The organism is Frankia canadensis, from assembly GCF_900197875.1.
Taxonomy (GTDB): domain Bacteria; phylum Actinomycetota; class Actinomycetes; order Frankiales; family Frankiaceae; genus Frankia; species Frankia canadensis.
Genome location: NZ_FZMO01000018.1, coordinates 1 through 21,552, shown reverse-complemented (window position 1 = coordinate 21,552; position 21,552 = coordinate 1). Strand labels below are relative to the sequence as shown.

Here is a 21,552-nt window from a genome sequence, read left to right as displayed (position 1 = left end):
GGATCTTGCGGTCCAGCGAGTCGCCGGCGGCCACCTCGCGCTCCTGTGAGGTCCGGGCGTTCTGCAGCAGCACGTTCTTGACGTACTGCTGGGTGAGGGTCGAACCGCCCTGGGCGACCCCGCCGGCCTCACTGTTGCGCAGCGCCGCGCGCAGCACGCCCTGCGGGTCCACCCCGCCGTGCTGGTAGAAGCGGGAGTCCTCGATCGAGACGATCGCCTCCCGCATGACCTTGGGGATCTGGTTGCCGGGGACGACGATCCGGTTCTCCGAACCGCGCAGCGTCGCGATCACCGAGCCGTCCGACGCGAGGATCGTCGAGCTCTGCGGCAGCGGCGGCGTGATCAGCTCGCTGGGCAACGAGAGGAAGTGATCGGCGCTGCCCTTGGCGAACAGGCCGATCGCGCCGACCAGTGGCAGCGACAGCAGGGCCACGACCACGCCGAGCGCGCCGGCGGTCAGGGCCATCTTCCGCGCGACCCGCCGCCGGTTCACCGGCGGCCGCACCAGCGGGCGGGTTCCCGGGCCGCCGGGCGAGGGTGGACGGTCACCCACTGCGGACTGCGAGTCAGGGGTGTCGCGGGCGCCCGCGCCGGCTCGCCCGTCGTCCTCCGGCGCCGCGACGGCCACACCGCCGGTGGGGCGCACCCCGGTTGCGTGTCCATTGCGGGACTGGGCGGGCGGGTCCGCGGGTCGCGTCACCGCCGGAACCGAGCCCGATCCTGCCCCCCGACGACCGGAGGCCGCCACCTTCGTGCGCGCGCCCTTCATGCCTGCCGCCTTCATGCCTGCCGCCTTCGTGCCCGCGGCCCCCGCGCCCGCGGCGGGCGGCGGGGAGCCGGCCGCCGGCGCGTTCGCCCTGGGCGGCGTCGCGGCCCGCTCCGCCGCGACCGATCGCGGCTGGGCGCCGGCCCGTGGTGGCACGCTGGCCGACCCCGCGCGCCCGGATCCGGCACGGCCGGAACTGGCACGTCCCGATCCGGCGTGGCCGGAACCGTCGCGGCCTGACCCCGCGCGCGACGCACCGTCCGCCGAAGGGACGGGCCGGGATGGAGCGCTCGACTCCCGTCCGCCAGACGTCGACGTCACCCCCTCGGTGGGCCGGCGAGTTCGCCGGGATCTTCGTGGGACCTCCACCAGCATGCGGGAGCCGGTGCTTGGTCGCCCTTCGGCCCCCGTGTGGTGCGAGGGATTCGGACATTCCCGACGAAGCGCGCCTGGTCGTACGTGCGTACGGATTGCGGCCGGTTGCCGGGGACGGTCCGATACCGCTGGTAACGGTAGACGAGCGTTTCCCCGTGAAGCCAACCGGCAGGTCGCATGTGCGCGGTCCGTCCGGGATTGTTTAGCGGACGTTAAGGGAGTGGGGCTCCGATGGCCCGGCTCCGGCTCCGGTGTCCGACGGGTGCGCGCGAACCAGTCCGGGCATGCGCAGCAGCCGACGGGCCTTCTGCGCCTCGAAGTCGAGGGCCGCTACCGGCGGTGACGGCGGAATGCGCCGGGTGAGCTGCCCCAGCCGGCGCACGTCCGCGGCGACCTCGACTTCGGCGAGCACCCGCACGGCGAAGGCGAGATCGCTGGGGCTGACGTGGTAGCGCCGTTCCAGCTCGTCGGCGTAGGCGGCGGCCAGCAGCTCGCGCTCGCCGTACTCACGGTGACCGCCCGGTGAGCGGGCGGGGGTCACCAGACCGAGGGACTCGCGGTAGCGCAGCATCCGCGGCGTGGTCTGCAGCACGGCCGCCGCCCGGGCGATCGGCAGCCGCTGCTCGGGCCGCAGCTGGACGCGCTGGCGCAGCCGCTCCAGCACCTGCCGCACGAACGAGTCCTCCCGCCGCGGTGGGACGGCGGCATCCTGGCCCCTCACGTCGGTCCGATCATGCGGCGAAGCGTACGGTCGGTCGGCCGTCGCATGCACTCATCCTGACAAGAGGCTGTCAGTTTCGTTGACGCCATCCGGGTCCGCTGGTCATCGTGATGACACACCTCGCCGCACGCACCGCAGGAGCGTCATGCCCGACCTGGCCGATCTGCTACCCGACCTGCCCGATCCCGCCGCGCTGCCGCGCCACGACGTGGCCGACCTGGCGCTGGCGGCCCAGGGCCGGACCCGGATCGAATGGGCCGATCGGGCGATGCCGGTGCTGCGCCGCATCCGCGAGCGCTTCGCGGCCGAGCGCCCGTTCACCGGCGTGCGCGTCGCGGCCTGCATGCACGTCACCACCGAGTCGGCGAACCTCATGCGCGCCCTGGCGGCCGGCGGCGCCGAGGTCACGCTGTGCGCGTCCAATCCGCTGTCGACCCAGGACGACACGGCCGCGGCGCTGGTCGCCGAGTACGGCATCGCGACCTTCGCCCGCAACGGCGTCGACCGGGACGGCTACTACGCGCACATCGGTGCCGCGCTCGACACCGCGCCGCACTACGTCTTCGACGACGGCTGCGACCTGGTCACCCTCCTGCACACCGAGCGCACGGACATGCTGGCCGGGGTGCGCGGCGGCTGCGAGGAGACGACCACCGGGGTGATCAGACTGCGCCAGATGGCCGCCGCCGGCGCGCTGCGTTTCCCGATGATGGCGGTCAACGACACCGACACCAAGCACATGTTCGACAACCGCTACGGCACCGGGCAGTCGACCCTGGACGCGATCTTCCGCGCGACCAACACCCTGCTGGCCGGCCGCACCGTGGTCGTCGCGGGCTACGGCTACTGCGGCCGCGGGGTGGCCTCCCGGGCGAAGGGCCTCGGCGCCGCGGTGATCGTCACCGAGATCGACCCGACCAAGGCGCTGGACGCGGCGATGGATGGCTTCCGGGTCATGCCGATGGCGGCGGCCGCCCCGCTTGGCGACGTGTTCATCACGGTCACCGGAAACCGCGACATCCTGTGCCGGGAGCACTTCGTGCTGATGCGGGACGGCGCGATGCTCGCGAACTCCGGCCACTTCGACATCGAGATCGACATCGTCGCGCTGGCCGAGCTCGCCGTCGACGAGCCGCGTCGGGTCCGCCCCTCGACCGACGAGTACGTCCTCGCCGACGGGCGCCGGCTGCTGCTGCTCGCCGAGGGCCGGCTGGTGAACCTGGCCGCCGCGGAGGGGCATCCCGCGGCGGTGATGGACATGTCCTTCGCCGACCAGGCGCTGACCGCCGAGTGGCTGCACACCAGCGGCGAGCGGCTCGAACCCGGCGTCTACGACGTGCCGACCGAGATCGACAAGGACGTCGCCCGCATGAAGATCGCCTCGATGGGCATCGAGATCGACGCCCTGACGCCGGCCCAGGTGGAGTACCTGAACTCCTGGGAGCATGGATCCTGACAACCCGATGTCAGGATCTGCCGGTCACCATGACGGTGGCGAGGGCGGCCTCGGCGGCACCAGGACGGGTGGCCGGGACGGCATCGGCGCCGGCGGGTGGGACACCCACGGTGGCGCTCCCAGGTGTCCGCCCGGCGGCCCCCCGAACCCACCGCCCGCGTACGCGGCGGGGCCGCCCGGCGGGCCCGTGGGTGCCTCCGGCGGGCGCTGCGCGATGAGCCGGGCGTAGGCACGCCGGGTTCGTTCGGCGAGCACCGCCGACAGGAACGCCCAGCCCGGTGTCCCGGGCGGCGGCGCGGGGGTGACGACGGCACGGACCTCGTCGACCAGCCCCCGGCCCATCCGGTCGAGCGCCGCCGGCGACAGGGCGTGGGCCCGGCTAAGGAAGTGCCGCGCGCGCAGGGCGAGGGAGTCGTCCAGCCCGGACAGGTCCAGCAGACTCGCCCAGCCCAGCAGGGCGGGCGGCACGAACGGCGTCGCGCCGACGGTGCGCGGCACGCGGACCTGGAGCACCACCGTCCCGGCGAACACGTCGCCCAGCCGCTTGCTGTTGCGCGAGACCAGCATGCTGATGACGGCGGGCAGCCCCAGCAGCGAACCGGGCCGCTCGACGACCGCGCCGACCAGGCCGCGCACGAAGGCATGCCGGAAGTGGATCGGCCCGCCGTCATCCCGCACGACCCGCAGGCCCATCGCCATCTTGCCGAGCGTGCGGCCGCGGGTGAACGTCTCGCACGCCACCGGGTAGCCGAGCACGATCGTGACGTAGACGAGCAGGAACACGGCGGCGGCGAGCGCGTCGTCGTCGGGCCGCACGGCGAACACGACCACGATCGCGAGGAAGTAGAAGATATACAGCTGGGCGAGCAGGTCGATGAGTCCGGCCACCAGCCGGGAGCCCAGCCGCGCCACCCGCAGGTCGATCGCGACCGCCTCGCCGGTGATGATTCGCTGCGCGCCCCCGGCCCCCGGCGCGTCCCCAGCGGCCCCGGCCCGCGCGCGGCCGGTAGCGGCGGCGGACCGCGCGTCGGTCGCGCCGCGCGGCATGGCCTGGTTCACGCCGCCCCCAGGGGATCTCGGTATGCGTCAGACCATCACCCTATGGGGTTCACGCGGACCCTATGGGGTTCACACGGACCCTATGCGGTCGATCGACGGGCACACCCGTTCCGGCGGGAGACATCCGGATCGGCGTCTCGGGAGCCCGGTGACCTGACGACCCTCGCCTCGCCGGGCTCGCCGAACGCCTCCTGACGTCCTGGTTCGGCGGCCGCTCTGGAAGGATGGGTCCGTCATGGATCTCGATGCGTACGTCGCCGTGCACCGGCCGGAATGGATCAGGCTCGGCCGGCTCGTCGACCGGGCCGGGCGCCCCGGCCGGATGGCGGCGGCGGAACTCGACGAGCTGGTGGAGCTCTACCAGCGCACCGCCACCCATCTGTCGGTCATCCGTACCCGCTCGTACGACACGAGCCTCGTCGACGACCTGACGAACCTGGTGAGCCGGTCCCGCGCGGCGGTGACCGGAGCGCCCGATCCCGGGTGGCATGTGGTCGGCCGGTTCTTCACGATCACGTTCCCGCTGGCCGTCTGGCAGCGGCGGTGGTGGGTCCTGGCGACGGCGGGTGGCTCGCTGCTGCTCGCGCTGGCCATCGGCCTGTGGATCGTGGGCGACGACGAGGCGCGGGCGGGGATCGTCCCGCCGGGCGCGGTCGCCGACCTGTGCCGCAGCGACTTCGCGTCGTACTACACCGAGCATCCCGCCTCGTCGTTCGCGAGCCAGGTGTGGACCAACAACGCCTGGGTGTCGGCCACGGCGGTCGCGGCGGGCGTGCTGCTCGGCCTGCCGACCCTGCTGGTGCTGCTGGTCAACGCGGTGAACACCGGGATCGTCGGGGGATACATGGCGAGCTGCGGGCAGAGCGACCAGTTCTTCAGCCTGATCCTGCCGCACGGGATGCTCGAGCTCACGGTGGTGTTCGTCGCGGGCGCGGTGGGCCTGCGTCTCGGCTGGTCGATCATCGCTCCCGGCGCGCGCCGCCGGGCCGAGGCCCTGGCGGCGGAGGGCCGGGCCGCGGTGTCGATCACGCTGGGCGCAGCGCTCGCGCTCGCGGTCTCCGGGGTCATCGAGGCGTTCGTGACACCGTCGGGCCTGCCCACCGCGGTGCGGATCGGGATCGGTGCCCTGGCCTGGGCGGGCTTCGTCGTCTACATCGCCGTCTACGGCTCCCGGGCGGCTGCCGCGGGGGAGTCCGCCGACCTGGAAACCACCCGCGGCGCCGCCGATCTGGCGCCCGTCACCTAGGCACACCTGGGCAGGGAGCCGCTGGGTCGCCGTCAGGCAGCCTGACCGGGGCCCGCGACCGCCCTGCACGCGAACGCGCCGCCTGTCATGGTCCGTGATGTACTGCCTCGACGTTGTGGCCGTCGGGGTCGCGCAGAAACACCGCGTAGTACCCGGGGTGGTACTCGGGCCACTCGCGCGGGGCGTGCAGCACCTCGACGCCGTCGCGGACAGCGGCCTCGTGTACGGCGGCGACGGCGGCGCGGTCGGGTGCCCGGAACGCGACGTGGAGCTCGCGGCGCTCGGTGGCGAACGCGGGGCTGAGCCAGAGGGAGGCCTGGCCGTCCGGCCCGGCCAGGCCGACGACGATCGAGTCGCCGTGCGGGAAGCGCATCTTCTCCTCGATCCCGACGCGGCGAAGGTACGGAGGTAGAAGGCGAGGGACGCCGGGACGTCGGCGGCCTGCACCCCGAGGTGATCGATCATGGGCGGGAGCCTACGGGGAGGGCCCGACAGTTCTCGGCGCCGAGGGCTGCGTTCCGGCCGGCCCGGCGTCGGGCGTCTGACACATCCGTCCACGGACCTACTCGTAGACCGGGGTGGAGCCCGGCCAGTACTGTCGTGGATCAAATCTGGAAGATTCGAGCAGACAAGGCAAATCGACCTCGGCCGTCGCCCGGCGGTGCCGGCGAGGGCCTCGGCTACCCTCCGCCACCCGCCCTGGCACACCGCCCTTCGCCGGGCCGGGAGGGCCGGGAGGCGGGCCCAGGCCCCGGGTTCGCGGCGCCGACCCCTGCCGGGCCCGGCCCGTTTCCGCCCGGCGCGATGCCCTGTCCGGGCCTGCCATGCCGCCCGGACCACCCGGTCAGGGCGCGCCGCCGTTCGGTGGTCCGGCGGGACCTCCCGGTGCGCCGACTGCCTGGCAGGCGCCGGCCGGCGCGGGTGCGCCGGCTCCGTGGCCGCACGGCGGCCCGGCTCCGGTGGCGGGTGGGCCGACGTGCCGGATCTGCGGTGCCGCCCCCGCGGCGGCCGCGCTGACGCGGCCGTCCGCGGCCCGCGGTGGCGCATGATGTCGCGGTGCGCATCCGCGTCGAGGCCCATGATCTACCCGGTGTCCGCTGCGCCCCGGACGGTGACCGCGTCCACGACAACGTCCATGTCGGCCTGCAGGCCCGTGGCCGCCAGGACGCCCTGCTGGACCTACAGCGGGGCGACGCCATCGGCGCGGTGTGGACGATCGACTGCACGGTGACCTCCGGCCCCGCCGGCGTCGACCTGCGGGGCCGCCACGTCCAGGGCCGGCCGGGCGCGAGGTTTCTCTATCTGTCCTGGGGAGACGTCGACGCGGCCGGCACGTTCGCGATGTTCCGGCGCGCCAAGCTCATGCTCGACGCCGTCCCGGCGGACGTCCTCGCCGACGCGATGCGCGGCGGCCTGCTGGTGGGCCGGCTCGGGCTGACCGATGACCGTGGTGACCCCCTGTGCGCGGCGGTCCGTCCGCCGCGCGTCACCTGGGTCGCCGGCTCCAGCGAGCCGCCCGGCCAGCCCGGCGGGGCCGGATGATCAGAGCCGGCCGAGGGACTTGAGGGTGAGGTAGGTGTCGGTGACCGCCGCGGCATAGCCATCCGGCGGCGCGTCGACGACCTCGACGCCGCGCCGGCGCAGCGTCTCGGTGAGCGCGCGCCGGCGCAGCAGGGTCTGCTCGGCCGCCGCGGCGGCGTACACGGCGCGTACGTCGTCCCGGCCGGCGGCCAGCTCGTCGATCCGCGGATCGCGCAGTGCGGCGACGACGACGTTGTGCCGGGCGGTCAGCGTCGGCAGGGCCGGCAGCAGGCCCTCCTCGATCACCGCCGGGGCGAGCTCGGTGAACAGCACGACGAGGCTGCGGCGGGACGCCTCCCGCAGCACTGTCGTGACGATCCCGCCGTGGTCGGCCTCGACGATCGCCGGTTCCAGCCCGGCCATCGCGTCGCTGACGCGGGCCAGGAAGGCGTGGTCGTGCGAGCCGGGCAGCCGCAGCCGCGGCACGCTGTCGTGGGCGACCAGGCTGACCCGGTCACCCGCGCGCAGCGCGACGGCCGTGAGTAGCAGCGCGGCGTCGAGTGCATGATCCAGCCGGGGGGTGTCGCCGACCCGCCCCGCCGAGGTGCGACCGGTGTCGAGCACGCAGACGACTCGGCGGTCGCGTTCCGGCCGGAACGCGCGGACGACCACGGCGCCGCGCCGCGCGGTGCCCCGCCAGTCGATGAGACGGACGTCGTCACCGATGACGTAGTCACGGAGACTGTCGAACTCGGAGCCGGCCCCCGCGCCGCGGATCGAGACCTCGCCCTCGACCTCGCGCAGCCGGGCCAGCGCGGCGGGCAGGTGCCGCCGCGAGCTGAACGGGGGGAGCCCCCGCACCCGCCACGGGCAGTGATGGCGACCCTGCCGGCCGGCGAGGCCGAGCGGCCCCAGCGAACGCACGGTGATCCGGAACGGCTCGCGGTCCCCGCGCCGGGTGGGGTACAGCGTGGTCTCGAGGAAGCGGCGTTCGCCCGGCGGGACGCGCGCCCGGTGCGTCCGCGGTCGCGCGCCGGCCGACGGCGGCCACGCGTCCCGCAGCCGGACCCGTGCGACGCGCCCGCCCCCGTTGCTGACGGCGAGCACGAGGGGCACCGGCTGACCCAGGCGGGCCGACGTCGGCCCGGACCGGCCGAACTCCAGCGGGCGAACAGCGCCCGCCAGCGCCACGTCCACCGCGACCAGACCGACGAGCACGACGTTGACCAGCGCGAGGGTCAGGCCGGGCGCGGGGGACAGCACCACGACGGCGACCCCGAACAGGGCCAACGCGACAGTCCGGCCGCTGATTGCCATAGGGCGCCGCTACCGCGGGGCCGGGACGGTGGCCAGCACCTGTTCCAGCACCACGTCGGCGGTGACGCCGTCGAGCTCGGCCTCGGGCCGCAGGCTGATCCGGTGCCGCAGGGTCGCGCGGGCCAACGCCTTGACGTCGTCCGGGGTCGCGTATCCGCGCCCGGACAGCCAGGCCCACGCCCGCGTCGTGGCCAGCAGGGCGGTGGCCCCGCGCGGCGACACGCCGAGCTGCACACTGGGGGCGACCCGGGTCGCCCGGGCGAGGTCGACGATGTAGGAAAGCACCTCGGGATGCACCGCGACCTGCAGGACGGCCGCCCGCGCCGCCGCCAGGTCCGCGCCGCTCGCGACCGGCCGCACGCCGGCCGCGGACAGGTCCGTGGGGTCGAACCCGCCCGCGTGGTGGGCCAGTACCCGGATCTCGTCGTCGCGTGGCGGCAGCGGCAGCGTCACCTTCACCAGGAACCGGTCGAGCTGCGCTTCGGGCAGTGGATAGGTGCCCTCGTGCTCGATCGGGTTCTGGGTGGCCAGCACCGCGAACGGCGTGGGCAGCGGCCTGGGCACGCCATCCACGCTGACCTGGCGCTCCTCCATCACCTCCAGCAGCGCGGCCTGGGTCTTCGGCGGCGTCCGGTTGATCTCGTCCGCGAGCAGCAGGTTGGTGAAGACCGGACCCTCCCGGAAGGTGAAGGCCGAGCTGCGGTTGTCGTAGACGAGCGAACCGGTGACGTCGCCGGGCATCAGGTCCGGGGTGAACTGGATCCGTCTGGTGTCCAGCGACAGCGCGGTGGCGAGCGTGCGCACGAGCAGGGTCTTCGCCACCCCGGGCACGCCTTCGAGCAGCGCGTGCCCGCGACAGAGCAACGCGACGACGAGCCCGCTGACCGCCGCGTCCTGACCCACCACCGCCTTCGCGATCTCCCCGCGCAGCGCGATCAGCGCGCGGCGGGCGGCCTCCGGGTCGGGCGGGACGCCCTGGCCCGCCGGGCGCTCCGCTGCCGGAGGTGGTGGGACCGGGGCGGCGGACGCGGTCGGGGCCGGAGCCTGCGCCGGGGCGCTGGCTGTGGCCGGGGCGAGCTGGGGCGGTGCCGTGTCCGGGCGGCGCAGGGTCACGTCACCGGGAGCATCCTCCTCGGCTCGCGGCTGCGCCGCGGGGGGCTGCGCGGCCGTGGCGGTCGACTGCGCGTCGATGTTCGGGGAGCTCACCGTCCACCTACCTGTCGGTCGAGGTCGTCGAGGGCCAGGGCGAGCGCCAGCAGGTCGGCGTCCGCCCGGCCGGGCTTCGCGCCGCGGCGACCGGGCGGCCCCGCGAGTGCTCCGGGCGAGGCGCCCGACGGCCACTTCGGGCTCGGGGGCAGGTCACGGGTCTGGACCTGATCGACGATATGGCCGACCGGGCCGGGACCGGGATGGCTCCGCGGCGGCATGCCCGAACCGTACAGGAGCGATCCGATTTCCGACGGTGACCGTCCGGTGCGTTCCGCGACGGAGGCCACAAGCGAGATCGGATCCGGTCCCGCGGGACCGGCGGGACCGGCGGGACCGGCGGGACCTGATCGCACCGGCAGGCCGCTTCGCTCGGCGAGCCGCACCCGCGCTCCCGCCCGCAGCGCGTCGGCCGCCCGGTCCCGGGCCCGCGCCACCGCGTACAGGCGACCACGGCCTTCCACGGTCTCGGCTGCCCGGACCACGACCGGCAGCGGCTCCGCGACCGGCGGGCCCAGGCGGCGCCCACGCCACAGCGCCAGCAGCACGAGCAGGACGATCACCTGCAGACACGCCACGCGAACACCGGCGGGCAGCAGGTCGACCAGGCTGCGGCTGCCCACCCCGTCGCTGGCATCCGCGACCGGGGTGATCCAGGACAGCCCGGAGTGCCGGGCGAGCAGCCCCAGCGCCAGCGCCGCATTGCCGTCCTGGTCCAGTTCCTGGTTCGTGAGCAGGCCGGCCGAGCCCAGCAGCACCAGCCGGCCGCTCTGCCCGCCGCCCGGCACGGCCGCGACGTCGGGCGTCAGCACCGCGAGACGGGCCGCGGCGGGCGGATTGCCGTAGCAGAGCAGGAGGCTCATGTCGGCCCGCCGGTCGGTCTCGGCCCGGGTGTAGGCGCGGCCTCCGCGCAGCGTCGTGCTGCCGGCGGTGGTGGCTTCGGGCAGTGCGCAGCGCGGCACGCCGTCCTGCGCCGAGGGGGGATCGTCGGACAGGCGCACCCCTACGTCGAGCGCGTCCAGGACGGCGTCCCCCGCCGCGACGAGTACCACGTCGGACCCCTGCCAGACCTGGCTGAGCAGGTCGGTGAGCTCGTCGTGGTTCAGCCGGCCGGGCTCGAGCACGACCAGCGTGCGGCGTGGTTCCCCCGCACCGGCGTGGGCGGGCAGGGTCTGCGCGGCCGACACCGCGATGCCGCGGGCGCGCAGGATCTCGGCCAGCGCACGCGCGCCGTCAGGCCTGGCGGCGCGGATGTCGAGGGCGTCGGAGCCGGTCGACCGGCTGGCGACACCCAGGATCACGAGGAGGAGGACGACGAGGACGCCCAGGACGGCGACCACCCAGGCGCCCCTGCGCACGGCGGGCCGCCCGGGCCCGACCCGCAGGGCCGTGGACGTCGGACCTGCCGCGGGAGCGGTCCGGACGCCGGCGGCGCTCACACCGGCACCGCGAGCGTGTCCGCCGCGTCGTCCCGCCCGCCGCCGACGCCACGTACCCGGGACAGCGTGGCGTCCGCGTCGACGATCACCTGGTAGCCGGCCCGGGACCCGGGCCGGCCGCCGTACCAGGTCTCACTGAAGACGTCGACGGCGGCGGCGAGGGCCGTCAGCGGCTCGTCGGCGGCAGTCCCGCGGCTCTCGCGTGCGACCGGCCGGGTCGGCGGACGACCCCCGGGCGCGATCGCCGCCGCGACGTCGGCGACGAGTTCGCCGGCGGTGCGGCCGGGACGCGGATCGAGCACGCCCTTCTCCTCCATCATGCGCGCGATCGCCCGGAGCCGGGACCGCACCGCCATCGTGTAGTCGCCGCCGACGGCATACCGCTCGGCCTGCGCGCGCAGCTGTGCCGCCGTCAGCGGGCTCGACAGATCGTCCTGGTCCGCGCGCTTCGCCCGCGCGGTCCGATGCACCGGACCGAGCCACCAGCGTGCCGCGACCACGGCGAGGACGAGCACTACCACCAGCGCCAACGCTCCGAGCCCACGTGAGCTGCCGCCACCGGGCCCGTCGTGCGGGAAGATCCGGGACAGTAGGTCCGAGACCCGATCCGTCATCCAGCCGAGCGCGCGATCCCACCAGCTCGGCCCCTTGCCCTGGTAGATGGCGCGCGACAGCTCGCGGTGCGCCTCGTCGCGGGCGCCGTCCCGGCTGACGGGGCCGCCGAGGGTCATCGGGGGGTTCCGGCCGCCGCGCGCTGGCGCGCCGCCTCGGCGAGGGTGACGTCGAGGCCCTCACGCCGGATCCGCAGGTCGATGTAGAGCAGGACGACGGCGCCAGAGATGATCGGCGCGGAGACGGTGGTGGCCAGCAGGTTGCCGATGCCCTCGACGATATGGCCCGTCGTTGTGAGGTCTCCGTCGAGGAAGTCTCCGAAGACGCCAGGCGCTGAGGCGAGGACGATCCCCGTGGCGAGGGCGAAGACCGCGCTGAGCATGAGCGCGACCACCGTCGCCAGCAGGAGGATGCCGAACGTCCGCCACCAGGACCCGCGCACGATCGTCACCGAGCGGCGCAGCGCATGGCGGACCCCGCCGCCCTCCAGGACGTAGGCGGGGGTGGCAAGCCCCAGGTAGACCCCCACGACGATCGCCCCGACCAGCAGGGCAACGGTGCCGAGCAGCACCGCCAGCGTTACCAGGACGGTGAGGCCGAGTAGCCCGGCGAGCCGCGGCAGCACCCGGCGGACCGCGTCGACCGGACCGATCCGGCTGCCCAGCGTCGCCTCGCTGACCACCACGCTGAGCACACCGGACAGGAACAGCCGCACCACGAAGCCGATGACGACCGTGCCGAGCGTGCCGAGCGCCATGGTCGCCGTCGAGGAGTCCTCGGTGGAGATCGTGACGGCCGTGGCGATGATCTGCTCGACGGTCGCCGCGGCCAGGGTGACGCCGATGGTGGCGCCCGGATTCGCACGGATGGTGGCGAAGGTGCCGTCAAGTATCTCGCCGAGCGCGAGGGGACGCAGCGGGATGATGCCGGGCTTGGGCGCGGCACTGCCCCAGCGCCAGGGGTTCGGCGGCCCGGGCGGGGCGCCGTGCCAGCTCGATGGCGGACCGCCGCCCGGGCCCGCCGGACCGCCACCGGGACCGGCACCACCCGACGGCGTGGCCTGGCCGCCTCCCCACCCGTCCGGTGGGAGTGGGGAGCCCCACCTCGGCCCGCCAGGACTGCTACCACCGGGCGGCGGCGCACCAGGGGCGGCCCAGCCGGGTCCTTCGGCCATCGCTGTGTCTCCACTCGTCGTTCGTGCAGGTCGTGCGGGCTGCTCGGGCGACTGACCGGGACCGTTCCGCACCTGTCGGATGGTGGGGCCGGGACCGGGCGACCGTACGCCGCCGGGCCCATACTGACCTGGCGGGCCCGGCCCCCAGCGGGGCGGCTGCGCTCCCTGGCGCCGTCGTGACCACGACACGGCGGGACGGCACCTGATGATCTGTCGTTGCCGATCGTCTCAGATCCGTGCCCGGCACCTCGCCATGGAGCCGTAGCTGTGGACACTCGATGCGGGCTGTGGAGGAGAACGGGCTCGCAGGGCCCGAGGAGCAGCTCTGTCCACAGGCGTGGACCTCACTCGGGCGCTGTCCACAGATGGAGTCCTCGGGGTTGGCCAGCGGCATGGTCCCGGTGATCCTTCTTGCGTGACCCGCTTCCTCCCGCCCCTCGTCGGCCGTGGCCTGGCCGTCCTTGCCGACCTCGTCGTTCCGCTGTCCTGCGCGGGCTGCGGCAGTCGCGGCGCCGCCGCCTGCCCGGCGTGCGTGGCGGAGCTGCGCGGTCCCACCCTCCTCGCCGCCGCGGGCTCCCTGGCCACCCCGCGGCGGCGGGGGCTGCCGCCGTGCCTGGCGGCAGCCCCCTACGGCGGCCGGGTCCGGTCGCTGCTGCTGGCCTACAAGGAACGCGGCCGGACGGACGCGGCCCGGCCCCTCGGCGCCGCGCTGGCCCGGGCCGTCCTCCAGGGACTTCCGTCCGACGATCCGCGAGGCTCACACCGGGTCGCCCCCGCCGGCCGCGGCCCGGCCGGGCACCCGTCCCTGGCGCTCGTGCCCGTGCCGACGACCCCGGCCGCCCGTCGCCGGCGCGGCTTCGATCATGTGGCTCTGCTGTGCTCCGCGGCCGCCGCGGTGCTGCGTCGAGCCGGGATCCGGGTGCGGGTGGTGCCTCTGCTGCGTCCGGTGCGGCGCCTGGCGGACCAGGCCGGGCTTGGCGCGGCGCAGCGGGCGTCGAACGTGGCTGGGGCGTTCGCGCTGGGGCGGCCGGGTCGCGCGGCTGCTCTGGCGGGCGCCTCGCCCCGGGCAAGGGTCGTGGTGGTCGACGACGTGCTCACCACGGGAGCGACGGTGGGTGAGGCGGTGCGGGCCCTGCGGGTCGGCGCGGTGCGGGCCGACGTGATCGCCGTCGTCGCCGCCGCGGGTCCGACGCGCGGAAAAGCGCGACTGCCTGCGATCGGCGGCCCATCGGGGTGAAACTACCGCTACGCGCCACCCGTAAGGGGCCAGGTGCCGAACGGCCCTCGCCGCCGGGACCTGGGACCGGTGCGGAGTAGCGCACCTGTCGTGCGGATGCTGGGCGAACGGGCGGAGTAGCGGGACCGCAAGCGGGAAGGAGCCGAACACGGGCAACCGTCCGCAGAACGGCACGATGGGAAGGTGTGACAACCGTGGACAGGGCGTCCGTGGATCGTCTCGGCCCGCATGCGGGCGAACGCGGCGGGCGCCGAGGGATACCGGCGTGTGACGAGGCCGTTCGGACGAGTCGCGACGCCGGGATTGCGAACGGGAGGTGGATCGCGTGGACATCGTGGTCAAGGGCAGGCACACCGCGGTTCCGGAACGGTTCCGCAAGCATGTCGAGGCCAAGCTCGCCAAGCTCGAGCGGCTGAACTCCCACATCATCCGGGTGGATGCCGAGCTGTCGAAGGAGCACAACCCGCGTCTCGCCGACGTCTGCGACCGGGTGGAACTCACCGTGTACTCGCGGGGCCCGGTGATCCGGGCCGAGGCCGCCGCCGCCGACTGCTACGCCGCCCTCGACCTGGCCGCCGGCAAGCTCGCCGAGCGCCTGCGCCGGGCCGCCGACCGGCGGCTCCGCCACCACGCCAACCACGCCGGCAGCCGGCCGGCCGGCATCACCTCGGTGCCGCTGGACAGCCTGATGCCGCTGGAGGGCGCCCGCCCCGCCGATACGCGCCGCCCGGCCGAGGCAGAAAGCGCTGGGGTCTCGCCGGCCCGTCCGGTCGTCGCCGCCCCCGTCGACGCGGCGGCCTCACTGCACCAGCAGGCCGACCAGGAGGGCTCCGCCGACGAGGCGCCGCTGGTGGTACGGGAGAAGCTCCACGAGGCCGACCCGATGACGCTCGAGGAAGCGCTGTCGAACATGGAGCTGGTCGGTCATGACTTCTACCTGTTCCTGGACGCGGACCGCGGGTTGCCGAGCGTGGTCTACCGCCGGGTGGGCTACAACTACGGGGTCATCCGGCTGACCGGCTCCGAGGCCGCCGGCGCGGAGGCGGGCGACCGCAGCGAGTTCGCGAGCTCCGCCGCTCTTTAGACGATCTGCAGGTCACGTCCACCGGGTGGCGTGGGACCATTTGCCTCGGGTGTCGGAGTGCACGGTACGCCACCCCGCGTGTAGTCACGTGGGGTGGCGTAACCGGGGTGAAGGTGGTCTAAGGAGGTCAGATGACGGTGGATGAGCAGCGCGCTGAGGAGGTGCTGCCGACGCCTTCGGAGGCGAATCCGATCCGGGTGCTCATCGTCGACGACCACGCACTGTTCCGTCGCGGGTTGGAGATGGTGCTCGGCCAGGAGGTTGACATCGAGGTCGTCGGCGAGGCCGCGGATGGTGCCGAGGCAGTGACCATGGCGAAGGAGATGGCCCCGGACATTGTGCTCATGGACGTGCGGATGCCGCGGCGCGGCGGAATCGACGCGACCAGCGCCATCAAGGAAGCGGTGCCGAGCGCGAAGATCGTGATGTTGACGATCAGTGACGAGGAGGCCGACCTCTACGACGCGATCAAGGCGGGGGCGATGGGCTACCTGCTGAAGGAGATCTCGATCGACGAGGTCGCCGCGGACATCCGGGCGGTCTACGGCGGGCAGAGCCTGATCAGCCCGTCCATGGCGTCGAAGCTCCTCAGCGAGTTCGCGGCCATGATCAAGAACAAGGACGACCGGCCGCAGCTGCCCACGCCCCGGCTCACCGACCGGGAGATGGAGGTGCTGCGGCTCGTCGCCAAGGGCATGAACAACCGCGACATCGCCAAGCAGCTGTACATCAGCGAGAACACGGTGAAGAACCACATTCGCAACATCCTGGAGAAGCTCCAGCTCCATTCGCGGATGGAGGCCGTGGTCTACGCGGTCCGGGAGAAGCTCCTCGAAATCACCTGATCAGCCGCGGCATCACCCGGACCGGTGTGGCGGCCGGCCGGGTGGGGTGGGATCGGCCGGCAGTCGGGAGCCGACCCAGCAGTCGACTCGCCGGCCGCCCCCCACCACGAGGGCCTGACGAAGAGTGCCCTCCAGAACGAAGCCCGTCTTCCTGGCCACCCGCAGGGAGGCGACGTTGCCCACAGCCGCCCGCCACTCGATCCGGGACAGGCCCAGCGTGCCGAAGCCCCACCGGCAGACCGCGGCCACGGCCTGCGACGCCACGCCCTGGCCGCGGCAGTGCGCCGCGCACCAGTAACCGATCTCAGCCTCTCCCTGCGCCGTGATGTGCATCAGCTCCACCGAGGCGAGCAGCTCCTCCGTCGTCGCGTCGACGACCGCGAACGGCGCACCGGTTCCCTGCACCCAGGACAGGGGGGCCTGCCGGGTCGCGAAGTCCTCGGCATGTGCGTGCTCGTAGGGAGACGGCAACCGCGTCCAGCGCTGGATCTGCGGATCCTGGCACAGCCGGTGGACGGCGTCGGCATCATACGGACGCCATGGCCGCAGGTGTAGTCGACCGGCGGTGATCTCCGCGGCCTCGAGGGACGGCATGCCTTCTTCTACTACCTGGCCTCGCCCGCCGATGTTCGGCCTGTCCGGATCCGGTCCGGACGGTGTCCGGCGGGCCATCGTGGGTGGACGCCGCGGACGGCCAGGACAGGGTTGGCGACGCGCGCGGCCGATGTCGGGCACCGGACAGAGCCGTCGCTCGTTGGAGGTGGAGACGGCGGTCGACCGCACGCCGGCGGTCCGCGCGTCGCCCTGGCGTTTGCCGCTGTGCACGTTGCTCGTCCATGCGGAGACACCCGTGGCGCGACTTCCGTGTTCCGGAGGAGCGCCGCGCGGGAACCGCGCCCCGATGGATGTTGTGGGTGCCGGTCCAGGGGCTAGCATCGTGTGGTCGGTGACCTCGCCGACATGCCTGCCGGAGGAGTTTCGCCCGTGGTTCTAGACAAGATCTTGCGTGCCGGTGAGGGCCGGATTCTGCGCAAGCTCAAGGCGATCGCCGAGCAGGTCAACCTGATCGAGGACGACTTCACCGGGCTGTCCGACAGCGAGCTGCGCGGCATGACCGACGAGTTTCGCCAGCGCCTCGCCGAGGGCGAGGAGACCCTCGACGATCTGCTGCCCGAGGCATTCGCCGCGGTGCGCGAGGCCGCCCGACGGACCCTCGGCCAGCGGCACTTCGACGTGCAGATCATGGGCGGCGCGGCGCTTCATCTCGGCAACATCGCCGAGATGAAGACCGGTGAGGGCAAGACCCTGGTCTCCACCCTGCCGTCCTACCTGAACGCGCTGTCCGGCAAGGGCGTGCACATCGTCACGGTCAACGACTACCTCGCCCAGCGCGACGCCGAGAACATGGGCCGGGTACACCGCTTTCTCGGGCTGACCGTCGGCGTCATCCACCCGCAGATGCCGCCGGCCGTGCGCCGAGTCCAGTACGCGTGCGACATCACCTACGGCACCAACAACGAGTTCGGCTTCGACTACCTCCGCGACAACATGGCGTGGAGCGCCGACGAGCTGGTGCAGCGCGGCCACAACTTCGCCGTCGTCGACGAGGTCGACTCGATCCTCATCGACGAGGCCCGCACACCGCTGATCATCAGTGGTCCGGCCGACCACCCGACCCGGTGGTACACGGAGTTCGCCCGCATCGCCCCCCTGCTCGAGCGCGACACCGACTACGAGGTCGACGAGGGCAAGCGGACGGTCGCCATCACCGAGTCCGGCGTCGAGAAGGTCGAGGACCAGCTCGGCATCGAGAACCTGTACGAGTCGGTGAACACGCCGCTCGTCGGCTACCTGAACAACTCGCTGAAGGCCAAGGAACTCTACAAGCGGGACAAGGACTACATCGTCACCGACGGTGATGTGCTCATCGTCGACGAGTTCACCGGCCGGGTGCTGCACGGCCGGCGTTACAGCGAGGGAATGCACCAGGCGATCGAGGCCAAGGAAAAGGTCGAGATCAAGCAGGAGAACCAGACCCTCGCGACGATCACGCTGCAGAACTACTTCCGGCTCTACGACAAGCTCTCCGGCATGACCGGTACGGCCATGACCGAGGCGGCCGAGTTCCACCAGATCTACACCCTCGGCGTCGTTCCGATCCCGACGAACAAGCCAATGGTCCGCCAGGACCGCGCCGACGTCGTCTACAAGACGGAGATCGCCAAGTTCGACGCCGTGGTCGAGGACATCGCCGAGCGGCACGAGAAGGGCCAGCCGGTCCTGGTCGGTACCACCAGCGTGGAGAAGTCCGAGTACCTGTCCAAGGCGCTCGCCAAGCGTGGCGTGCCGCACGAGGTCCTCAACGCCAAGCACCATGAGCGGGAGGCGACCATCGTCGCCGAGGCGGGCCGCAAGGGCGCCGTCACCGTGGCGACGAACATGGCCGGCCGTGGCACGGACATCATGCTCGGCGGAAACCCGGAGTTCGCGGCCCGGGAGGAGCTGCGCCAGCGCGGGCTGTCGCCGATCGAGACGCCGGAGGACTACGAGGCCGCCTGGCAGGAGGCGCTGGAAAAGGCCCGCCAGGCGGTGAAGAACGAGCATGAGGAGGTCGTCGCCGCCGGCGGCCTGTACGTCCTCGGCACCGAGCGGCACGAGTCCCGGCGCATCGACAACCAGCTGCGCGGACGCGCCGGCCGCCAGGGCGACCAGGGCGAGTCGCGCTTCTACCTTTCCCTCGGCGACGACCTGATGCGTCTGTTCAACGCCGCCGCCGTCGAGGGAATCATGGATCGGCTCAACATTCCCGAGGACGTGCCGATCGAATCGAAGATCGTCACGAGGGCGATCCGATCCGCGCAGACGCAGGTCGAGGGCCAGAACTTCGAGATCCGCAAGAACGTCCTCAAGTACGACGAGGTCATGAACAAGCAGCGCACCGTCATCTACGACGAGCGCCGCAAGGTTCTCGACGGCGCCGACCTGCACGAGCAGGTGCGGCACTTCGTCGACGACACGATCGAGGGCTACGTCGTCGGCGCCACGGCCGACGGCTACCCCGAGGACTGGGAGCTCGACAAGCTGTGGACGGCGCTTGGCCAGCTCTACCCGGTCGGTGTTGAGGCCCCCGAGACCGACGATCGCGACGGGCTCACCCCGGACCACCTGCTGGAGGACATCCAGGCCGACGCGCAGGAGGCGTACGACCGGCGCGAGCTGGAGCTCGGAGACGGCCCCGACGAGGAGCCGATCATGCGGGAGCTGGAGCGGCGCGTGGTGCTCGCCGTCCTCGACCGCAAGTGGCGTGAGCATCTCTACGAGATGGACTACCTGCAGGAGGGCATCGGCCTGCGGGCGATGGGGCAGCGCGACCCGCTGGTCGAGTACCAGCGCGAGGGCTTCGACATGTTCCAGACGATGATGGAGGGCATCAAGGAGGAGTCCGTCCGCCTCCTGTTCAACGCCGAGGTGCAGGTGGCCGGCCAGGAGGGCGAGGCGCCCGCCGTCGGCGAGGACGCCGCTCCCGCCGGCACGCCGGCCCTCCCCGTCAGTGCCGCCGTGCTGCCCGCCGCGCCGCCCGCCGCCCTGCCGGGCGGTGCGCAGGACGAGGAAGCCGCGCCGACAGCCCGCCGGACGTCGCCGCCGGTGCCGGAGGCGCCGACGCCCGCCGCTCCGCCGCCCGTCTTCGTCAAGGGGCTGGAGACCCGTCGGCCCACCGGCGGCCTGCGGTACACCGCGCCGTCCGTGGACGGCGGCTCGTCCGGATCGGTCACCAGCACGGACAGCGGCGGCGTGCCCGGCCTGCGGCCTGCGGGCGGCGGCGCCGGCGGCGGTCGTGCCGCCACCTCCGGCGGTGACTCCGCAAGGCCCGCCCGCAACGCGCCGTGTCCCTGCGGCTCCGGCCGCAAGTACAAGCGCTGCCACGGCGACCCGTCGCGCCGCAACGCCGAGTAGCTCGGTCCGACGCGGGCCCGCCCCGGCGGTGGAGACCAACCCGGGGCGGGACCTGGGTCGCGACGGTCGCGGCAGCGCTCAGCCGACCTGCAGGGTGGTCACCCGCCAGCGGCCGCTCGTGGACTCCATCCGCAGCGCCAGCGCCGCCGCCCTGGAGCCACGGCTGATCACCGCGGACACCTCGGCGACGCCGGGTCGGGGCTCGCTGACCCGGACACTGCGGACCTGACCGCGCCGGCGATCCGTGAGCTGCGCCGCGGTCCTCTCGAGATCGTTCTGCAGGCGCGGGGTCGTCCAACTCGCGAGGTGGGAGACGGGACGGACGCCGCCCAGCGCCTCGACGATCGCCCTGACGACGATCACGGCGGCCTCGCGCGGCGAGGGCATCGGCCGTCCGTCGGCGCCGTGTGTCGCACCGCCCGCGGTGGCCGGGGACGAGGCGTTCGGCGCGAGCGGCGGAACAGGCCGTCCGGACTCCGTGAAGACGTGCCGCGGGACGGCCAGGCGCCGCGGGGAGCGGTCGACCGGCCGCTCGGGCGCCGTTCTCCTACCCGGCGGCCGGGTGGCGGGTGAGGACATCACCGTCGAGGTGGGACGGCCGGCGGCGGGCGGTCGAGCGGTGGGTGGCCGGGTGGCGGGCGGCCCGCCACCCGTGCCAGCGGTCCCACCCCCCCGGCCGTCGGCGAGCGGGGTTCGGGCGGCCGGGACGCCCAGGACGGAGTGTGCCCCGGCCGGGTCGGGGGCGCCGTGCGTGGCCGGAATCGCGGTGGCGGCGTCGGCGTCGGTCGTCGGGACGAGGGGCGGCGCGGAGATGGTGGGGTTGGACCGGGCGGGATGGCCGGGAGCCCGCACGGTGCGGCTGATGGCGGTCCCGGCGGGGGCTGGGCCGAGCTCGTCGTCGAACGGCGGTTCGGTGGAGGGGACGGGGAGTAGCCGCACGCTCGCGGTCGACGGTGTTCGTCGGGGCAGGGTCAGGGCACAGGATGCGGTCACGGCTGGCTCCGAGGGTGGCGGGCGGGGTCAGGGCCCGGATGGCGGTCTGAGACGTTGGCCGGGAAGGATGACGTTCGGGTCGTGGCCGATCAGGTCCGCGTTGGCGGCCCACCAGCGGGGCCATTCGGCCGCGATCTGCTCGTGCGTGGCGGTCGGGCCGAGGTGGCGCGCGGCGATCGTCCACAGGCTGTCGCCGCGCAGGACGACGATCTCCTCGCCGCCGGTCGCCGCGCCGGTCGCGGGTACTCCCGTGCCCCGATGCGCCGGGGGGACGACCGGGTCCCGCGACGGCGCGCTCGGTCTGGCCGACGGCGGGGGCGAGGTGTTCGGCCTGCTCGGGGACGCCGCGGTTCCCGGGGACGGGGGACGGGTGGCGTGGTCCGATCCGCTCGCGGTCGAGGCACCGCCGGCGGGGGCCGGGCCGGTCGGTGCCGTCGACGGACCCGCCGGGCTCGCCGGCTGCGTCGAGGGGCGGGTCAGATCGGGCCAGCTCGCCGGGAGCCGGGCCGTGGTGAGTCGGACGGGTGTGCCGGGGACGGGGGTGCCG

The 21,552-nt window shown here is 73.7% G+C and carries 19 protein-coding genes; 7 read left to right on the top strand and 12 right to left on the bottom strand.

Annotated features, from left to right (window positions below; genetic code table 11):
* Together C1A33_RS34530 and C1A33_RS02840 are read right to left on the bottom strand one after the other, a co-directional pair.
* The coding region (locus tag C1A33_RS34530) for a transglycosylase domain-containing protein (RefSeq protein ID WP_480014303.1) at nucleotides 1-769 on the bottom strand (769 nt) is incomplete at its 3' end.
* A gap of 574 nt (nucleotides 770-1,343) precedes the next feature.
* Nucleotides 1,344-1,862 carry a MerR family transcriptional regulator gene (locus C1A33_RS02840; RefSeq protein ID WP_207770126.1) on the bottom strand — a complete coding sequence of 173 codons (519 nt, stop codon included), beginning with the start codon at nucleotides 1,860-1,862 and terminating at the stop codon, nucleotides 1,344-1,346.
* Nucleotides 1,863-2,007: 145 nt separating this feature from the next.
* Here C1A33_RS02840 and ahcY point away from each other — a divergent pair, with 145 nt between their 5' ends.
* On the top strand, nucleotides 2,008-3,318 hold the full coding sequence (gene ahcY, locus C1A33_RS02835; protein ID WP_101829966.1) for an adenosylhomocysteinase: 1,311 nt from the start codon (nucleotides 2,008-2,010) through the stop codon (nucleotides 3,316-3,318).
* Between the two features lie 24 nt (nucleotides 3,319-3,342).
* On the opposite strand, the gene C1A33_RS02830 is transcribed toward ahcY, so the two are convergent.
* Nucleotides 3,343-4,377 (bottom strand): RDD family protein, encoded by a 1,035-nt coding sequence (locus C1A33_RS02830; RefSeq protein ID WP_243407104.1) that lies wholly within the window; start codon nucleotides 4,375-4,377, stop codon nucleotides 3,343-3,345.
* Nucleotides 4,378-4,612: 235 nt separating this feature from the next.
* On the opposite strand from C1A33_RS02830, the gene C1A33_RS02825 reads away from it, so the two are divergent.
* Nucleotides 4,613-5,623, top strand: a complete 1,011-nt coding sequence (locus C1A33_RS02825) for a stage II sporulation protein M (protein WP_101829965.1) — start codon at nucleotides 4,613-4,615, stop codon at nucleotides 5,621-5,623.
* Between the two features lie 85 nt (nucleotides 5,624-5,708).
* Here C1A33_RS02825 and C1A33_RS02820 read toward each other — a convergent pair whose 3' ends face one another.
* Nucleotides 5,709-5,996 (bottom strand): VOC family protein, encoded by a 288-nt coding sequence (locus C1A33_RS02820; RefSeq protein WP_243407103.1) that lies wholly within the window; start codon nucleotides 5,994-5,996, stop codon nucleotides 5,709-5,711.
* Nucleotides 5,997-6,679: 683 nt separating this feature from the next.
* On the opposite strand from C1A33_RS02820, the gene C1A33_RS02815 reads away from it, so the two are divergent.
* Complete coding sequence (locus C1A33_RS02815) at nucleotides 6,680-7,165, top strand: DUF5990 family protein (RefSeq protein ID WP_101829964.1); 486 nt, start codon at nucleotides 6,680-6,682, stop codon at nucleotides 7,163-7,165.
* Here the strand turns inward: C1A33_RS02815 and C1A33_RS02810 are convergent, their stop codons facing one another.
* From C1A33_RS02810 to C1A33_RS02790, 5 genes are all read right to left on the bottom strand, one after another.
* Entirely contained in the window at nucleotides 7,166-8,461 is a 1,296-nt protein-coding gene (locus C1A33_RS02810; protein WP_101829963.1) for a DUF58 domain-containing protein, read from the bottom strand. It abuts the gene before it with no gap.
* A gap of 9 nt (nucleotides 8,462-8,470) precedes the next feature.
* Nucleotides 8,471-9,568, bottom strand: coding sequence for an AAA family ATPase (locus tag C1A33_RS02805; protein WP_423748029.1), 1,098 nt, complete (start codon nucleotides 9,566-9,568; stop codon nucleotides 8,471-8,473).
* 95 nt (nucleotides 9,569-9,663) lie between these two features.
* Complete coding sequence (locus C1A33_RS02800; protein WP_243407102.1) at nucleotides 9,664-11,007, bottom strand: DUF4350 domain-containing protein; 1,344 nt, start codon at nucleotides 11,005-11,007, stop codon at nucleotides 9,664-9,666.
* 95 nt (nucleotides 11,008-11,102) lie between these two features.
* On the bottom strand, nucleotides 11,103-11,837 hold the full coding sequence (locus C1A33_RS02795) for a DUF4129 domain-containing protein (RefSeq protein WP_101829962.1): 735 nt from the start codon (nucleotides 11,835-11,837) through the stop codon (nucleotides 11,103-11,105).
* Entirely contained in the window at nucleotides 11,834-12,892 is a 1,059-nt protein-coding gene (locus C1A33_RS02790) for a DUF7847 domain-containing protein (protein ID WP_101829961.1), read from the bottom strand. The genes C1A33_RS02795 and C1A33_RS02790 overlap by 4 nt, the downstream gene beginning before the upstream one ends.
* A gap of 415 nt (nucleotides 12,893-13,307) precedes the next feature.
* Between C1A33_RS02790 and C1A33_RS02785 the strand changes: the two genes are divergently transcribed.
* From C1A33_RS02785 to C1A33_RS02775, 3 genes are all read left to right on the top strand, one after another.
* A complete protein-coding gene (locus tag C1A33_RS02785) occupies nucleotides 13,308-14,129 on the top strand; it encodes a ComF family protein (RefSeq protein WP_101829960.1) in 822 nt (273 codons plus the stop codon).
* Between the two features lie 325 nt (nucleotides 14,130-14,454).
* Nucleotides 14,455-15,213 carry a ribosome hibernation-promoting factor, HPF/YfiA family gene (gene hpf, locus C1A33_RS02780; protein WP_101829959.1) on the top strand — a complete coding sequence of 253 codons (759 nt, stop codon included), beginning with the start codon at nucleotides 14,455-14,457 and terminating at the stop codon, nucleotides 15,211-15,213.
* A 131-nt stretch (nucleotides 15,214-15,344) separates the two neighbouring features.
* Nucleotides 15,345-16,058 carry a response regulator gene (locus C1A33_RS02775; protein ID WP_101829958.1) on the top strand — a complete coding sequence of 238 codons (714 nt, stop codon included), beginning with the start codon at nucleotides 15,345-15,347 and terminating at the stop codon, nucleotides 16,056-16,058.
* A 12-nt stretch (nucleotides 16,059-16,070) separates the two neighbouring features.
* Here the strand turns inward: C1A33_RS02775 and C1A33_RS02770 are convergent, their stop codons facing one another.
* Nucleotides 16,071-16,652: a GNAT family N-acetyltransferase gene (locus C1A33_RS02770; RefSeq protein ID WP_101829957.1), complete on the bottom strand. Its 582-nt coding sequence runs from the start codon at nucleotides 16,650-16,652 to the stop codon at nucleotides 16,071-16,073.
* A 390-nt stretch (nucleotides 16,653-17,042) separates the two neighbouring features.
* On the opposite strand from C1A33_RS02770, the gene secA reads away from it, so the two are divergent.
* Nucleotides 17,043-20,012, top strand: coding sequence for a preprotein translocase subunit SecA (gene secA, locus C1A33_RS02765; RefSeq protein WP_101829956.1), 2,970 nt, complete (start codon nucleotides 17,043-17,045; stop codon nucleotides 20,010-20,012).
* 78 nt (nucleotides 20,013-20,090) lie between these two features.
* Here the strand turns inward: secA and C1A33_RS37310 are convergent, their stop codons facing one another.
* Together C1A33_RS37310 and C1A33_RS36145 are read right to left on the bottom strand one after the other, a co-directional pair.
* Nucleotides 20,091-21,005, bottom strand: coding sequence for an Rv3235 family protein (locus C1A33_RS37310; protein ID WP_101829955.1), 915 nt, complete (start codon nucleotides 21,003-21,005; stop codon nucleotides 20,091-20,093).
* A 27-nt stretch (nucleotides 21,006-21,032) separates the two neighbouring features.
* On the bottom strand, nucleotides 21,033-21,552 hold a 520-nt coding region (locus C1A33_RS36145; protein ID WP_243407101.1), incomplete at its 5' end, for a LysM peptidoglycan-binding domain-containing protein.